The 15357-nt window shown below is 51.4% G+C and carries 13 protein-coding genes; 1 reads left to right on the forward strand and 12 read right to left on the reverse strand.

Annotated elements, in window-relative coordinates; genetic code table 11:
* Positions 1-214: 214 nt before the first annotated feature.
* The gene (gene guaB, locus GCWU000342_RS01890) at positions 215-1687 is read left to right on the forward strand and encodes an IMP dehydrogenase (protein WP_006905501.1); all 1473 of its coding nucleotides are present in this window, start codon (positions 215-217) and stop codon (positions 1685-1687) included.
* A gap of 270 nt (positions 1688-1957) precedes the next feature.
* On the opposite strand, the gene GCWU000342_RS01895 is transcribed toward guaB, so the two are convergent.
* From GCWU000342_RS01895 to malQ, 12 genes are all read right to left on the reverse strand, one after another.
* Positions 1958-2470, reverse strand: a complete 513-nt coding sequence (locus GCWU000342_RS01895; RefSeq protein WP_006905503.1) for a phosphatase PAP2 family protein — start codon at positions 2468-2470, stop codon at positions 1958-1960.
* Complete coding sequence (locus tag GCWU000342_RS01900) at positions 2463-3161, reverse strand: peptidoglycan recognition protein family protein (protein ID WP_006905504.1); 699 nt, start codon at positions 3159-3161, stop codon at positions 2463-2465. Before GCWU000342_RS01900 ends, GCWU000342_RS01895 begins: the two co-directional genes overlap by 8 nt.
* A 139-nt stretch (positions 3162-3300) precedes the next feature.
* Complete coding sequence (locus tag GCWU000342_RS01905) at positions 3301-3639, reverse strand: DUF3837 family protein (protein WP_006905505.1); 339 nt, start codon at positions 3637-3639, stop codon at positions 3301-3303.
* A 208-nt stretch (positions 3640-3847) separates the two neighbouring features.
* Positions 3848-4408, reverse strand: coding sequence for a CarD family transcriptional regulator (locus GCWU000342_RS01910; protein ID WP_044961049.1), 561 nt, complete (start codon positions 4406-4408; stop codon positions 3848-3850).
* A gap of 413 nt (positions 4409-4821) precedes the next feature.
* Positions 4822-6270, reverse strand: a complete 1449-nt coding sequence (locus GCWU000342_RS01915; protein ID WP_006905509.1) for an aminoacyl-histidine dipeptidase — start codon at positions 6268-6270, stop codon at positions 4822-4824.
* 4 nt (positions 6271-6274) lie between these two features.
* Complete coding sequence (locus GCWU000342_RS01920; protein ID WP_045000133.1) at positions 6275-6631, reverse strand: PqqD family protein; 357 nt, start codon at positions 6629-6631, stop codon at positions 6275-6277.
* A gap of 193 nt (positions 6632-6824) precedes the next feature.
* Positions 6825-8717 carry an OPT family oligopeptide transporter gene (locus GCWU000342_RS01925; RefSeq protein ID WP_045000135.1) on the reverse strand — a complete coding sequence of 631 codons (1893 nt, stop codon included), beginning with the start codon at positions 8715-8717 and terminating at the stop codon, positions 6825-6827.
* Positions 8718-9024: 307 nt separating this feature from the next.
* Positions 9025-9720 carry a tRNA (N6-threonylcarbamoyladenosine(37)-N6)-methyltransferase TrmO gene (gene tsaA / locus GCWU000342_RS01930; RefSeq protein WP_045000546.1) on the reverse strand — a complete coding sequence of 232 codons (696 nt, stop codon included), beginning with the start codon at positions 9718-9720 and terminating at the stop codon, positions 9025-9027.
* A gap of 44 nt (positions 9721-9764) precedes the next feature.
* Positions 9765-10292 carry an adenine phosphoribosyltransferase gene (locus tag GCWU000342_RS01935; protein ID WP_006905513.1) on the reverse strand — a complete coding sequence of 176 codons (528 nt, stop codon included), beginning with the start codon at positions 10290-10292 and terminating at the stop codon, positions 9765-9767.
* A 118-nt stretch (positions 10293-10410) separates the two neighbouring features.
* Complete coding sequence (locus GCWU000342_RS01940; RefSeq protein ID WP_334290460.1) at positions 10411-12675, reverse strand: glycogen/starch/alpha-glucan phosphorylase; 2265 nt, start codon at positions 12673-12675, stop codon at positions 10411-10413.
* A 24-nt stretch (positions 12676-12699) separates the two neighbouring features.
* Entirely contained in the window at positions 12700-13782 is a 1083-nt protein-coding gene (locus tag GCWU000342_RS01945; RefSeq protein ID WP_006905515.1) for a LacI family DNA-binding transcriptional regulator, read from the reverse strand.
* Positions 13783-15297 carry a 4-alpha-glucanotransferase gene (gene malQ / locus GCWU000342_RS01950; protein ID WP_045000136.1) on the reverse strand — a complete coding sequence of 505 codons (1515 nt, stop codon included), beginning with the start codon at positions 15295-15297 and terminating at the stop codon, positions 13783-13785.
* Positions 15298-15357: the final 60 nt, after the last annotated feature.

Raw genomic sequence — 15357 nt, forward strand, 5'->3', positions numbered from 1 at the left:
CAAAACTCTCGGGTCTTAGATTAGCAAATTTAAGGGGACAAGTAAATTCAAAGCGCTCCCGCCTGACTTTACCAAATGCAATTCACACACAAATCTGACCCATGTGATTCAACACCTCCACACCCGAATGTGATTCATTGACCCGCCCCCGCGATTTTGATAGTATAATTGACTAAAAACACAGGCAGAGGTCAGCAGAAAGAGAGGACAGTACATGGGTACAATTATTGGTGAAAGCATTACGTTTGATGATGTCTTACTGGTGCCTCAATACTCAGAAGTAACACCAAACCTGATTAATCTTCAGACCAGACTCACCAAAAAGATCAGTCTTAACATCCCCATGATGAGCGCGGCCATGGATACGGTGACCGAACACCGCATGGCGATTGCCATGGCCCGTCAAGGCGGAATCGGTATTATCCACAAGAACATGTCCATCGCCCAACAGGCCGAAGAGGTAGACAAGGTGAAGAGGTCAGAGAACGGCGTCATCACCGAGCCCTTCGCCCTGACCCCGGATCACACCCTGGCTGATGCTGATGCCCTGATGGGAAAATATCGCATTTCCGGCGTCCCAATCACCGAGGACGGCAAGACCGGCAAGCTGATTGGAATCATCACCAACCGTGATCTCAAGTTTGAAGAGGACTTCACCAAGAAAATCTCCGAGGTCATGACCACCGGCGACCAGCTGATTACCGCCAAAGTCGGCGTCACCCTGGCAGAAGCCAAGGAAATCTTAGGCAAGGCCCGCAAGGAGAAGCTGCCCATTGTCGATGATCACTTCAACCTCCGCGGACTGATTACCATCAAGGACATTGAAAAACAGATCAAATACCCCAACGCAGCCAAGGACGAGCAGGGGCGTCTTCTCTGCGGCGCCGGAGTCGGCATTACGGGCAACATGATGGAACGGGTCGAAGCTCTGATCGCCGCCCATGTCGACTGCATCGTCGTTGACTCCGCCCACGGCCACTCCAAGAACATCATTGAGGCGGTTAAGAAGATCAAAGCCGCCCATCCTGACCTCCAGGTCATCGCCGGCAACATCGCAACCGGCGACGCCGCCAGAGCCTTGATTGAAGCGGGTGCGGACGCCGTAAAGTGCGGCATCGGACCCGGATCGATCTGTACCACCCGCGTTGTCGCCGGTATCGGCGTTCCCCAGGTGTCAGCAATCATGGACTGTTACGCTGTCGCCAAGGACTACGGCGTCCCGGTCATTGCTGACGGCGGCATCAAGTTCTCCGGCGATATGGTCAAGGCCCTTGCCGCCGGCGGTAATGTCTGCATGATGGGTTCCCTCTTCGCCGGCTGCGACGAGGCTCCGGGCGAGTATGAACTCTATCAGGGGCGCAAGTTCAAGGTCTACCGCGGTATGGGATCTATTGCGGCAATGGAGAACGGTTCTAAGGATCGCTATTTTCAGGAGGGCGCCAAGAAGCTGGTTCCTGAAGGCGTCGAGGGCCGAGTCGCCTACAAGGGTTCCGTCGAGGATACGATCTTCCAGATGATCGGCGGCATCCGCTCCGGTATGGGCTACTGCGGTACTCCCACGATCCCGGAGCTCCAGGAGCGGGGCAAGTTCGTCAAGATCTCCTCTGCCTCCCTCAAGGAATCTCACCCTCACGATATCCACATCACCAAGGAGGCTCCCAACTACACCATAGACGATAACCTGTAATTGCCTGCGTTATCTGTCGGACAAAATGTGTCGATAAATCCCCCTCAAGCTCCTGTCAGTCAAGGGCTTGAGGGGGATAAACCGTGAAAATCAGATTTATATTGACTCTTTAGGAGCGAGACAGCCGCAGCTGCCTCGCTCCTTTTTCTGTTACATCCGTGAAAAAACATTCCACAAGGGAAATCGATTTTATAATCCATCGGACTGGCTGTCGGGGCGTTTTGTCTTATAACTCGAATATTGATTCGTCATATATAGGACAGCCTTCGATTACATCCGGCCGGGGAAGATCAGGAAAAACCCCAGGCCGCCTGAAATGATCCCGATCAGGGCTCCGGCAATCACATCCCTGGGATAGTGAAGACCTGCTATTACCCTGAGAACCGCAAGGAACAGACCCATGACCAGGAAGAGAAGACCCAGCCAGATATTCTGCTTCAGCATGGCCACAGCGATGATAAAAATTGAGAAGACATGTCTGCTCGGAAAGGAGTCTCCTCCTCCCTTTCTGTCTGCAATCGGCTCAAACTTCATGGTCTCATAGGGCCTTTTGGCTCCGATTTTCTTTCTCAAGAGACTGACAACCGCAAAGGCGACCCCTGTCACCAGGATATTCTCATAGAGAGCATGATATTGCTTGTTTAAGAGGAAGACCCCAAGCATAGCCACATAGCCCACAATTGCGGCATGGGTTATAGTGCGCATGGCATAATCCACGATTTGAGGGCCCTCGGCGTATGAGCGAATTTTATTCAGAATATCCCTGTAGATTTCTTCAGTCATCGCTCTTCTCCTTGATCGCATTCTCTTTGATATAGGTGTTTAAGTCTGTCTTGAACTGCTTCCAGGCATCCGGATGTTCGACAAAATACTTGGGACAGAGTTTCCCTGTCACATCATAGTGGCGGATGACCTGATCCGTGTCCAGATCAAAGCGCGCCATCAGATAGGCCGTCAGCCGCACAAGGGAATCATAGGTCTTGCGGTTGAACTTCCCGGACGCGTCCGGATGGCATACTTCAATTGCAATGGTATCCCCATTTCTCTGATTCGAGGCATAGGCAATTTCTGAGGTCGGAATACACTGGACGATCTCCCCTTTCAGCCCGACAATAAAATGAGCGCTGGCCTGGGTGACATGAGAATCCTTAAGCCCCTCAAAATAGTTCCGGTTGTCCATAGCCGAAGACCCCGGATTCGCCGTATAGTGTACAACAATGCCTTTTACCTTGCCCAACTTCTTCCCCGGTCTGCTGTTTGGATTCACTGTAAGCAATTCCACAGCCATCTCTGGCCGGGCGGAGTCAGGAAGCTGAGGCCTGATCTTATGAGGACGCAGGCTAAGAGGATCCAGCCAAAGCAAAAGCAGAGCGACAAGGACCGCCGCCAGAAGAAAGACCCGCTTTCTTCTGCTCTGCCTTCTTTTCGCCTGATTTCCCCTTTGATATCTTTTCTGTGACGTCGTCTGATTCATAGCTCTATTATATCGATTTCAAACCCCGGCATTCTTAATTTTGCCCGAAAGGTCATCGCAGAACATATGCTCTGTAAGCACAGTTTATTTTTCACCTGTATGCACAGCGCACGGATTATTTTGCATCTGCCTGTACGGCTTACTTTGCGTCCGGCGGAAAGGGGTTGACTCCGCTTCTTGCCCACTCAAAAAGTCCCTCCATGACCTGATCATGCGCGTCATCCTCTACCCGATAGCGATGAAGCAAAAAACAGAGGTACTTGTCCGGATCATTCGCCGGAAGAAATTCCTGCGGATCCAGTTCCTTCACCAGGGCATCCTTCAGTTCTCTGGGACTCATATTTCCCTTCAGATCCACTTCCGGGTGACCGGCGGAATACAGACCCAGGGCATAATAGAACTCGTAGTTTCCCACGATGACAGAGAACTGCCGCCTTACCTTCAGATCAACTGCCTGTTTTGTCAACAGTGGCACCATCCGTCTCCTCCCTTCTTTGGACGCCTATAAAAAGCCTCAGAAGCAGCTTCCACTGTTTCTGAGGCAAGACAGACGAAATAAGGCGTCACGTGCTCATCTGTTCCGCTTTTTCCCGTAGGTCAGCCCGAAAAGCAGAAGAAAGAAAAACATTCTTCCGGGCAATCCTCTCTTTCTCTCCGCCGCATCCCCTCTTCGCGTAAGATTCATCTTATATCCTCCTCTTGCGCGTCTTGCGCTTATCCATCAGCTCTCTGGAAGGATCATCCCGATCCAGTATCTCACAAAACTTTATCTCCAGTGCCTCCTGGCTATCCTTCAATATGAAAGCCATCTCATCAAAAAGTTTCTTCTTTGCTGCGGACATCGTTCGCTCATCCTGGGACATGGTCTTCTTTCCCTGCGCAATCCGCATGTGATTGCGATAGTAAATCGTCTTGATCAGCCGTGCCATCTCCATCGGATCCTGGTTCAGAAGAATCTGCCTGTAATACTCCGCCCTCTGCCGATCTCCTTTAATTTCGATCAATTCCAGATCCGCCAGCCTGGAAAAAATCTCCTTCATGGTCCGCTGACTGGATACCGACCGAACCCTCTGTCTGTTACTCTCTACCGGGGTAATAACGTGACTTCGATTTTCAAAAACAGGATTCAGGTCATAATACTCCCGTTCTGTCCCCGTACCCATCAGATCCTGCCGAATGATGGCCTTGACCTGGCATACCCCGCTCGCCTCATGAACCAGAAAATCATCGACACAGTATCGTTTCATTTTTACCGGCTTTCTCGCGGGCGCAGTCACCGCGCCAAGAAAACACCTTACAATGTGAACAGATAACCCCAACCAAACAATGGAATACAGGCTTTGCGAGTATTCCACTGTCATGAATCTTTTGATTCACAACAATGAGATGTCCACAAGGGACATCCTGCTGTCTGGGGCTGTCAAATGCAAAGTCACAGACCGCTCCCCTCTTTGGCGCATCTGCAACCAGCCATTTGATACTTAAAAAATAAACCTGATTGCATTATAACATCTGAATCGGCTTTTGTGTCATTCCTGATAAATTCTTCTGACTGCCTTCTGATTTTCCCCTCTCTTTGCCAGAAATGCTGAGAGCGCAAAAAAACTGAGCCGAAAAATAAATTTTTTCTTCGGCCCAGTGCTAAATGCGATTTTATGACTCAATCTCTGCAGGCAATCACACGGACGATGAAGTCATACATGCGCTTCGATGAAGAAATGGACAAGTGTTCCTGAGGCGTATGGATATCATAGATATTGGGTCCCATGGAGATGGCGTCCAGATGGTCGATCTTACCGGCCAGGATCCCGCACTCCACGCCGGCGTGAATCGCCTCTATCTTCAGCTCTTCGCCGAACATCTCCCTGTAGATGGATGCCATATCCTGACGCAGAGCAGACTCCCTGACATATTCCCAGGCGGGATACCTGCCGCTGATGTCCGCCCTGGCTCCCAGCGACTGAGCGATCAAAACCATCTTGTCTGTCAGGGGCTCCAAGGCAGATGCCACACTGGTGCGCACCGCATAATTCATATAGAGCCCCTTCTCATCCAGATCGCAAATTCCAAGATTCAAAGAAGTCTCTGTCAATCCCTCAATATCTGTAGACATGCGCTGCACGCCGTTGGGTTCTGCCAGGATCAGAGCCAGAACCTTTTTACTGGCGGCAAGAGTCAATGGGGCAAGAGAGGAATCGCTTTCACAGACATTTGCCGTAAGATCGGGATCCGTGACTATATACTCACTCTTTGCACCCTTGATTTGCTCTTCGACGAGGGCGGCAAAAGCAGCCTGCTGGCCTGCAGGAATCAGAACCTGAGCCGCAGCCCGGTTGGGGATCGCATTGTTCTTGGAACCGCCGCTCATCGTGATCAGGCGCAGCTCCATCTTCTTAGAAACTGCCAGCAAAACGCGTGCCAGCAGGTGAATGCCGTTGGCTCTCCCCTTATGAATCTCCACACCGGAATGACCGCCGGTCAGACCGGTCAGCTTCAGGGCGATGCACTCGCCCGCAGCCTGCGCACGCTCCGTATCCATGTGAATCTCCGCCTTGCATCCGCCGGCGCAGGAAGCTAAGATCACACCTTCTTCCTCAGAGTCGATATTCAGGAGTTTATGCCCCTTCAGCATAGAGACGTCAATTCCAAAGGCACCATCCATGCCGGTCTCCTCTGCCGTTGTGCAGACGAATTCCAGACGGGGATGTTTTAAGCTGTCGTCATCCAGAATTGCCAGAGCATATGCCACGGCAATTCCGTCATCGCCTCCCAGCGTCGTTCCTCTGGCCCGAATGAAATCGCCGTCAAGATAAAGATCCAGGCCCTCCTTTTCCATATCCTTAGGGCAGTCATGCGTCTTCTCGCAGACCATATCCATATGCCCCTGCAGGATGATAGGGCTGACATCCTCGTAACCCTCAGATGCCTCCTTGATTATGATGACATTGTAATACTGGTCCTGGTAATACTCAAAACCATGCTCTTTGGCAAAGGCAACCAGGTAGTCACTGACCGCTTTCTCCTGATAGGAGGGACGGGGAATTTGCGTCAGATCCTCAAAATAGTCAAACACCTTATTTTCAGCTAAGCCGCGCAATACTCTTGCCATGATCTTATCCTCTCTTCTTGATCTTATTCTCGTAGACAATAAAGCCCTCTCTGTGCAGGGTCTTGATGTATTGACTCAGGCGTTCATAGAGGGGCTCTGCCTTCTGTCCAAACCTCTCCTTCACCGCCTGCCCAATCTCCTGTACACTCCTGGATCCATCCATCTGCAGCCAGATAAATGATCCGAAATCGTCCAATCTGATATGACTGACACGGGGTCTTCGAAAAAACCTCTGGGCGATCCAGTGGCTGATTCCCTTATGCACCATATCGACCTCGACCGCATTTCCCTTTTGGCGCCAGTCCACATTGGCGTTGCGCCGGGGATAATAATCCAGGAAATTCTCTTTCTGCTTTGCCATCTGACCTCCTTGACAATCAAATATACGCCCTGTGAATACCCGCATCCCATAAAGGGATTTGCTATGCCCGATTGACACAGGAAGCGTGATACAGGCTTCCTGAATGGCCGACCGTCGTGAATGAATTATGGCACCCGGCCATGTGTAACACCGGATGCCATAGACGAAAAGTTCCATTTACTTGGACATATTCTTACTTGATCGCACTCTTCGGCTTACGGTTGACGAAGAGCACCAGAGTTACCGTTAACAGCGCAAAGAACACAACACCGCCGATTCTCCCCAGAGAGAAGGTCTTTGAAATATCAAGCTTGACATTGAACACCGCAAGAAACGCCAGGAGAATTCCAATGATTCCCTCACCAGCGATCAAACCAGAGGAGTAGAGCAGGCCATTCTCCACCTTGTCCTTGCGCTCTGCCTCGTCCATCTTCTTCTTGTCAAAGTAAAGACGCACCAGTCCGCCGACCATCATGGGAATTGACAGGTAGATCGGCAGATAGAGACCTACAGCAAAGGCCAGAACGGGGATCCCCAAAATCTCAACAACAATAGCAATGAAGACGCCGGCGAATACCAGAGCCCAGGGCAGATTGCCGTTCATAACGCCCTCGACAACCAGCTTCATCAGAGTTGCCTGGGGAGCGGGAAGTTCCTTTCCTCCGTAACCCCACGCGCTGTTGAGCAGGTAGAGGACGCCGCCGACAGCCACTGCTGACGCAAACACACCAATCAGCTCACCAATCTGCTGGCGGTAGGGAGTTGCTCCGACAATATAACCGGTCTTCAGATCCTGTGAGGTATCGCCTGCGATGGCTGTTGAAATACAGATGATGGAACCAATCGCAATCGCCGCAATCATACCCTGTGTACCGATATTGCCTGTTGCCTTCAGGACAGAAGTCGCCAGAAGCAGGGTCGCGATGGTCATACCGGATACCGGATTATTGGAAGATCCGATCAGACCAACCATACGGGAAGAGACCGTAGCGAAGAAGAAACCGAATATGATGACGATAATCGCCCCGATCGGATTCAGGGGAATGGCTGGAATCACCACCATGAGGATGGCAAGAACTACAATAGAGCCGATGACAACCTTCATACTGATGTCCTTGTTCTGACGGTTGATCTCACCTGCCTTGACTCCGATTCCCTTGACCGCATCGCGGAAGGTTTTGACAATCAGGGGCAGGGACTTGATCAGGCTCATAATACCGCCGGCGGCAACAGCACCTGCTCCAATATACTTGACATAGTTGGACCAGATGGCGTCAGGACTCATCTCTGACACCATCTTGGTTGCAGGGAAAATCGGACTGGCAACACTGGCTCCAAAGAGAGCGATCAGAGGCATAATCACGAACCAGGCCAGCATACCGCCAGCTGTGATATAAGAGGAGACCTTGGGTCCGCAGATATAGCCGACACCCAAAAGAGCCGGAAGAACATCTGCGCCGAAACCAGCTCCCTTATAGCCTTTGACCTCCCAGGACACTTCACTGGGGAAGAGCACAAAGCCGTCGGCAATGAGCTTGTAGATGGCGGCAATTCCGAGACCGGAGAAAACCGTTACGGCCTTGGCGCCTCCCGTCTCTCCCGCCTCCAGGACATCTGCACAGGCAGAGCCTTCAGGATAAGGAAGTGTACCGTGCTCCTTGACAATCAAGGCTTCGCGGAGCGGGATCATAAAGAAGACTCCCAGGGATCCGCCGATCGCGGCGATCACTGCAATGGTCAGAAGAGAGGGCGCTGTTGTTACTCCCTCCTTGGCCCAGAGGAAGATGGCAGGCAGGGTAAAGATCGCTCCTGCCGCTACAGACTCACCGGCAGAGCCGATAGTCTGAACCATATTATTCTCCAGGATCGAGTCCTTGCGGAGAATGAAGCGGATCACACCCATAGAGATAACGGCCGCCGGAATAGACGCGGACACGGTCATTCCCACGCGCAGTCCCAGATATGCATTGGCTGCGCCAAAGAGAATAGCCATCAGAATACCGATGACAATAGAGGTGACGGTCAGCTCAGGTGGATTCTCATCCGCTGAGACAAAGGGCTTAAAAGCCGGTTTTGGTTCACTCATTTTCTTAACTCCTTTTCCAATTGTGTCGTCGAACCGCATGAATCGACAGGCGCTCTTCTTATTTCTCTGCCGTTTTCCCGCACTAAATCAATAATCTTCTACACTTCGCAGAAATAAAGCACTCAGATAAATAAAAGTGCACTTTGAATTTCAAAGTGCCTGTCCTGCTCTCATGCTGTTCTTAATACATTATTTTAGTTTTTCCCTCTCCATTTTGCAATCATTATTTACAAAGCGATAACCTGAGTTTTACGAATTTTGTATTTTTATATCTCCAGCTTTAGAGATTTTATATGACTTCTCCCCATCAAGTCGCAAAAACAGCTGTTGGATTGACATTAAGTACATATAAATTACGATGTTCCACCCGAAAGGTCAGGTCAAATCCTCCATATGCCAGACGAAACTCCCTCTCCTTATCTCTGTCATAAGCAGGTCTTGGATCCTGCCGCAGAATCTCAATCATAGCCAGGTAGGCCTCACGGGCAACACCTGCCTCTTTGGCCATATCCTCCGGGAAGTCCACAGACAGTTCTTCCCAGACCAGGTGATCTGTAAATCCGCCTGCCGCTTTGGGATGCGCATCGGCATAAGCCAGGTAAGGTTTGATGTCATAGATAGGTGTTCCGTTCATAAGATCTGCCCCCTGCAAGAGCAGACATACCCCCTCCCGTCCCCTCTCCGTCCCGATCAGACGCACAGATGAGAGGCCAATGGGATTCGGGCGATAGGGAGAACGGGTTGCGAAGACACCCATACGCCGATGTCCCCCCAGACGGGGAGGCTTGACCGTAGCGGTCCAGGGTCTCCTGCGATTCGCAGAGAAGCCCCATAGCAGCCAGAGATAATCGTATCCCTCGATTCCGCGCAGAGCAGCCTCGTTGCGAAATTTTGCTTCAAAGACCAGACGGCTGACAGCATGTTCCAGAAGGCCAGCCTGTCGGGGAATGCCAAATTTGTCGGCAAATCCATTTTCAATATGGGCAATTTGTCTGAGTTTCATATCCATCTGACGATGATTCCGAATCTGATTCCCTTTTCCGGAACTTACTTACCCGGATATATAACGACAGAATCCACATCATACCTGGCCAGACGTTCGCGCCCCTTAAGGCCTGCCAGTTCCATGAGGAAGATAATCTTGCTCACCTGACCTCCCAGGCGTTCCACCAGTTTCGCCGAGGCCTCAATGGTACCTCCGGTGGCAATCAGATCATCCACCAGAACGACCCTCTGACCCGGCCGGATGGAGTCGGTGTGCATCTCAACCGTCGCCTGTCCGTACTCCAGTTCATAGGACTGCCTGACCGTCTCACGGGGCAGCTTTCCCGCCTTGCGCACAAGGACAAAGGGCTTGCCCAATGCGTAGGCGATGGGAGCCCCAAAGACAAAGCCGCGGGACTCCGCGCCACAGACAACATCGAAATCCAGGCCATCCAAAAGTCTGATCATCTCGTCAATCGCCAGATGAAAGCCCTCCGCATCCTGCAGAACGCTTGTGATATCCCGGAACATAATTCCCGGCTCCGGATAATCCGGAATGGTCGTAATGTAGTCTTCAACCGTCTTGCGCATAAGTCCTCACCTCGCTGGATCTCGCCGCCTTTGATCCGATTTTCTCCGGACCAGGAACTCTCCTGCCCGGGCACAGAGACCAGTATAAGCCTAAAGACGAAAATCGTCTAATCTCCAATCAAACAAGATGCCAGATATCCTGATTGTACTGGGCAATGGTGCGGTCTGATGAGAAGAAGCCTGCATGGGCAATATTAACCACTTCCTTCTTCAGCCAGTTCTCCCGATCCTCGAAGTCAGTCAGAAGGCGGTTCTTGGTCTCAATATAATCTCTGAGATCCAGCAGTGCCATGAAGTAATCCTTGCCTGAAATCTCACGGTGCAGCCGCTCTAAGCTCTCGGCATCGCCGATCGCCCGCATCTGATCGCCAATGATAAAGTCCACCAGCTGCCGGATCTGGGGATCCGCGTAGTAATCAGCGACATGATAGCTTCCCTGCGCATAGGCGTCAATAACATAGTCTTTCTTCTTGCCGAAGATATAGATATTGTCCGGGCCAACCAGTTCTCCAATCTCCACATTGGCCCCGTCTTCGGTGCCCAGAGTCAGAGCACCGTTTAGCATAAACTTCATGTTGCTGGTACCGGAAGCCTCCTTGGAAGCCAGTGAGATCTGTTCAGAGATGTCCGCAGCGGGAATAATCTTCTCCGCCTTGGTCACATTGTAGTTTTCCACCATAATCACCTTGAGATAAGGAGCAACCTCCGGATCATTGCAGGTCAGCTCCTGCAGACAGAGCAGAAGATGAATGATATCCTTGGCAATGATATAGGCCGGTGCCGCCTTGGCTCCAAAAATCATAGTGATGGGGCGATGCGGCAGATTTCCCTTCTTAATCTCAAGATACTGGTGAATGGCAAAAAGAGCATTCATCTGCTGGCGCTTATATTCGTGCAGACGCTTGATCTGCACGTCGAAAACAGAAACCGGATCAACAACGACCCCCTGCGTCTCCTTCAGGAAGTCACTTAACTTCTGCTTGTTCTCCCTGCGAATGGCATCTAAGCGCTCATGAACTTCGGCATCATCAACATAGGCCATAAGTTTCTCAAGTTCTGTGGCATCCGTCTTAAATCCATTCCCGATCAGAGTCTGAATATAACTGCTTAAGGCAGGGTTGCAGGCCATCAGCCAGCGGCGGAAGGTAATTCCATTGGTCTTATTATTGAACTTTTCCGGATAGATCTGGTAGAAATTCTTGAGTTCTGATTCCTTGAGAATCTCCGTATGCAGAGCCGCAACACCATTGACCGAGAATCCGTAATGAATATCCATGTGAGCCATATGAACCCGGTTCTGATCATCAATCAGATAGGTGCTGGCATCTGTGATCTTCTCTCTCACCTTCTCATCCAGACGGCGAATGATGGGCATCAAATGGGGGACAACCTCCTCCAGATAATCGATTGGCCATTTTTCCAGCGCCTCGGCCAGGATGGTATGATTGGTATATGCACAGGTCCTGGAGACGATCTCTGCCGCCTGATCAAAGTCAATGCCGCGCTCGATCAGCAGACGAATCAGTTCAGGGATAACCATAGAAGGATGTGTGTCATTGATCTGGATCACGACGGCCTCATCCAGATGGTGCAGGTCGACGCCTCTCTCCTCCGCTTCCATAAGGATCAGCTGAGCCGCATTGCTGACCATAAAGTACTGCTGATAAATACGCAGCAGCTGGCCATCACGGTCACTGTCATCCGGATAGAGGAAAAGGGTCAGGCTCTTAGCCACATCCCACTTGTCAAACTGAATTCCGTCGGCATGAGGCAGATTCTCATCGACACTGTCCACATCAAAGAGACGCAGACGGTTGACCGCTTCATTGCCATAGCCCGGGACAAAGATGTCATAAAGCGTCGACTGCAGATGGAACTTGGCGAAAGGGACCGTAAAGCTGATCTTGCTGCGCTTCTCCCAGTGATCCTTGGACAGCCAGGGATTTGGCATCTCACACTGTTTATTTTGGCGGAATTCCTGGCGGAAAAGCCCCAGGTGATAATTCAGGCCCACGCCATCTCCCGGCAGACCAAGGCTTGCAATGGAATCAAGGAAGCAGGCTGCCAGACGACCCAGTCCGCCATTTCCCAGAGAGGGTTCTTCTTCCAGATCCTCCAGATCTGCCACAGCAAGACCTCTCTCTGCAAGAAGCTCATTCATGGGCTGATACCAGCCCAAATTAATCAGATTGTTCGACAGAAGTTTTCCAATCAGAAACTCTGCTGAAATATAGTAGAGCTTCTTTTTCCCCTGAATCAGAGGGCGGCTCTGCAGTTCCTCCTGTACCAATGTCATCGCGGCATCTGCCAGCTGACTTGGATTTGCCTCCTGAAATCCTACTCCGTGCAGCTTTCTTAAGCTGGTCTCTAAATTCTCTCTCATCATTTGTTGATCCATCTTTTTCTCCTAACTGTTATGCTCATATTCTCTGTCCGCGGCAGATCCGTCTCTGTCTGTGACAGAATCCGCCTCCAGAAGACTCGCTGTAAAGAGCTGCCTCTCGCAGACCCGCTCTCCTTTGATCTGCCGGAAAAGCAGGTCTACTGCCGCCCTGGCCATCGGCTCTGTCGGCTGTTTTAAGGTTGTCAGAGGCGGAATGATATAGCGAACGGATTCGATCCCATCGAACCCCATCACCGAATAGTCCTTCGGGATGCTCTTTCCGGCATCGTAAATTGCCTTATAGACGCCTAAGGCCATCCGGTCTGAAATAGCGAAAATCGCACTGAAATCAGCTTTCGACTGGATCAGACGCCTGGCTGTCTCATAACCGCAGGCCTCCGTATAGCCCTCTGCCCCGGGATCAGCAAATCCGACCAGAGCGGAATCATAGGGGATTCCCGCCTCTTCTAAAGCCCGACAGTATCCGATACGCCTTAGGCGGGCAACCGTCGTGTCTGCCTCATGGCCGGCAATCAGGGCGATCCTTCGATGCCCCCGTCGAATCAGATAAGAAATTGCCCGGTAGGTCTCCTTCTCATCGTCGATCGTGACCGAAGCCGCCTTGCCCAATCCCGCTTCCTCTTCTACCGCGACGGAACACAGGACCGTTGGGACAGGCACCTGCTTGAGTTCCTCCTCCGGATAGCTCATGCGGCCGCCCAGAAAGATAATCCCCTTGAGGCGACGCTCCTTGACCAGCTGCGCCGCAGCCGCCACCGTGTCTTCTTCCTCGCGCAAACTGTGAAAGAGGAAACTGTAACTGCCCTTGCGCAGGCATTTCTCAATGCAGGTTATCATCTCCTGGAAGAAGGGATTGCCAATGCCCTTTACAAGAAGAGCAATGGTATTACTGTCTGTCATCCGAAGATTTCTTGCACTGTTATTGGGAATATAATGGTACTGACGAACGATCTGAAGGATCCTGTCTCTCGTCTTGCGATTAATCGTAGGGTCATTATTGATCGCCCGTGAGACTGTGCTGATGCTGACCTTACATAGCCTGGCGATATCCTTGATGGTCAGGTTCTTCTCATCGTCTTTCCTCATTTATTCCGTCCGGTCTTTCTGCGAAACCAGCCGTCCGTAAGTCGCGGTCAGAGTATGGATATATTCTGCCAGCCCAGGACTCAGGGCCTCTTCGGTCACTCTCCACATCCAGTTGCCCCCCAGAGTAGATGGTCTGTTAATTCTGGCTCTGTTGTCAAGTCCTAGATAATCCTGCAGAGGAATGATGCAGCTGTCAGCCACAGATTCCTGTGCCAGACGAAGCATTCGCTCCGCCAGATCACGCTCATCAGTCTCCTCTGTTCCCAGATAAGCAAGAAACATCTTCTTATCCTCAGGGCACAGATCCCGAATCCAGCCGACCAAAGTCTCATTATCATGCGTGCCCGTATAGACCACGCAATTTCTGTCATAATTATGGGGCAGGTACAAATTGGCACCGCCAGTATCCCGGGAATCAAAGGCGAATTCCAATACCTTCATATTGGGATATTCTGTTCTGGCAACCAGCTGGCGAACCGAGTCTGTGATAAATCCCAGATCTTCGACCAGGATAGACACATGTCCCAGAGTCTCCCAGATTTTCTCAAAGAGAGCAAGCCCCGGCCCCGGCATCCAGGAACCATGTACTGCGTTCGGCGCCCCCGCCGGGATGCGATAATACTCGTCCAGACCGCGGAAGTGGTCAATGCGGATCACATCATAGAGTCTCATGCAGCGCCTGATCCTCTCAATCCACCAGGAGAAGCCATCCCTCTTCTGCCCTTCCCAGTCATAAAGAGGGTTGCCCCAGAGCTGTCCTTCCGCGGAAAATCCATCCGGCGGACATCCGGCAACTCCGGTTGGCTGACGGTTCTCATCTACCTGAAAAAGCCCGGGATTGCACCAGAAATCAGAACTGTCATGAGCCACATAGATGGGAATATCTCCAATGATCTCTATTCCCTTGCTGTTTGCATATGTCTTAAGGCGAAAATACTGATCCTGAAAAACATACTGCAGGTACTCGTAGAATAGAATTTCCCTCCGCAAGCCCTGCCTGGCCTGCTCTAAAGCCTGAGACTCCCGATTGCGCAGAGGACCCTCCCATTCGGTGAAGCTTCTTCCGCCGTGGGCGTCCTTTAAGGCCATGAAGAGGGCATAATCTTCCAACCAGAAGGCATTGTCTTCGACAAAGCACTGAAAATCCGGCATCTTCTCTATCTCGCCCCGCTCAAAGGCCCGGCGCAGGAGGGGAAAGCGCCTCTCATAGAGAGCCGCATAATCAATCTTCTCAGGATCCGACTCCAGGTTGGCGCTTTGGCACTCCTCCTCAGTCAGGAGTCCCTGTCCAATCAGCTCCTCCAGACTGATGAAATAGGGATTACCGGCGAAGGTCGAGAAGGACTGATAAGGGGAATCTCCATAGCTGGTCGGTCCCAGGGGCAGCAATTGCCAGTAGCTCTGTCCCGCCTCCGCCAAAAAATCCACAAAGCGATAGGCCTGCCGGGAAAAACAGCCAATTCCATATTCACCCGGCAGACTGAATACGGGCATTAACACACCACTTCGTCTCATAAACAAACTCCTGCTTTTTGATATCCTTCGAAACCATTGCTGACAAAATATAGCATGTAC

The sequence above is a fragment of the Shuttleworthella satelles DSM 14600 genome, assembly GCF_000160115.1.
Taxonomy (GTDB): domain Bacteria; phylum Bacillota; class Clostridia; order Lachnospirales; family Lachnospiraceae; genus Shuttleworthia; species Shuttleworthia satelles.

Excerpts from the sequence above, each read along its gene's own strand:
- guaB (WP_006905501.1), top strand. The coding sequence starts at position 215 with ATGGGTACAATTATTGGTGAAAGCATTACGTTTGATGATGTCTTACTG.
- GCWU000342_RS01895 (WP_006905503.1), bottom strand. The coding sequence starts at position 2,470 with ATGACTGAAGAAATCTACAGGGATATTCTGAATAAAATTCGCTCATAC.
- GCWU000342_RS01900 (WP_006905504.1), bottom strand. The coding sequence starts at position 3,161 with ATGAATCAGACGACGTCACAGAAAAGATATCAAAGGGGAAATCAGGCG.
- GCWU000342_RS01905 (WP_006905505.1), bottom strand. The coding sequence starts at position 3,639 with ATGGTGCCACTGTTGACAAAACAGGCAGTTGATCTGAAGGTAAGGCGG.
- GCWU000342_RS01910 (WP_044961049.1), bottom strand. The coding sequence starts at position 4,408 with ATGAAACGATACTGTGTCGATGATTTTCTGGTTCATGAGGCGAGCGGG.
- GCWU000342_RS01915 (WP_006905509.1), bottom strand. The coding sequence starts at position 6,270 with ATGGCAAGAGTATTGCGCGGCTTAGCTGAAAATAAGGTGTTTGACTAT.
- GCWU000342_RS01920 (WP_045000133.1), bottom strand. The coding sequence starts at position 6,631 with ATGGCAAAGCAGAAAGAGAATTTCCTGGATTATTATCCCCGGCGCAAC.
- GCWU000342_RS01925 (WP_045000135.1), bottom strand. The coding sequence starts at position 8,717 with ATGAGTGAACCAAAACCGGCTTTTAAGCCCTTTGTCTCAGCGGATGAG.
- tsaA (WP_045000546.1), bottom strand. The coding sequence starts at position 9,720 with ATGAAACTCAGACAAATTGCCCATATTGAAAATGGATTTGCCGACAAA.
- GCWU000342_RS01935 (WP_006905513.1), bottom strand. The coding sequence starts at position 10,292 with ATGCGCAAGACGGTTGAAGACTACATTACGACCATTCCGGATTATCCG.
- GCWU000342_RS01940 (WP_334290460.1), bottom strand. The coding sequence starts at position 12,675 with ATGAGAGAGAATTTAGAGACCAGCTTAAGAAAGCTGCACGGAGTAGGA.
- GCWU000342_RS01945 (WP_006905515.1), bottom strand. The coding sequence starts at position 13,782 with ATGAGGAAAGACGATGAGAAGAACCTGACCATCAAGGATATCGCCAGG.
- malQ (WP_045000136.1), bottom strand. The coding sequence starts at position 15,297 with ATGAGACGAAGTGGTGTGTTAATGCCCGTATTCAGTCTGCCGGGTGAA.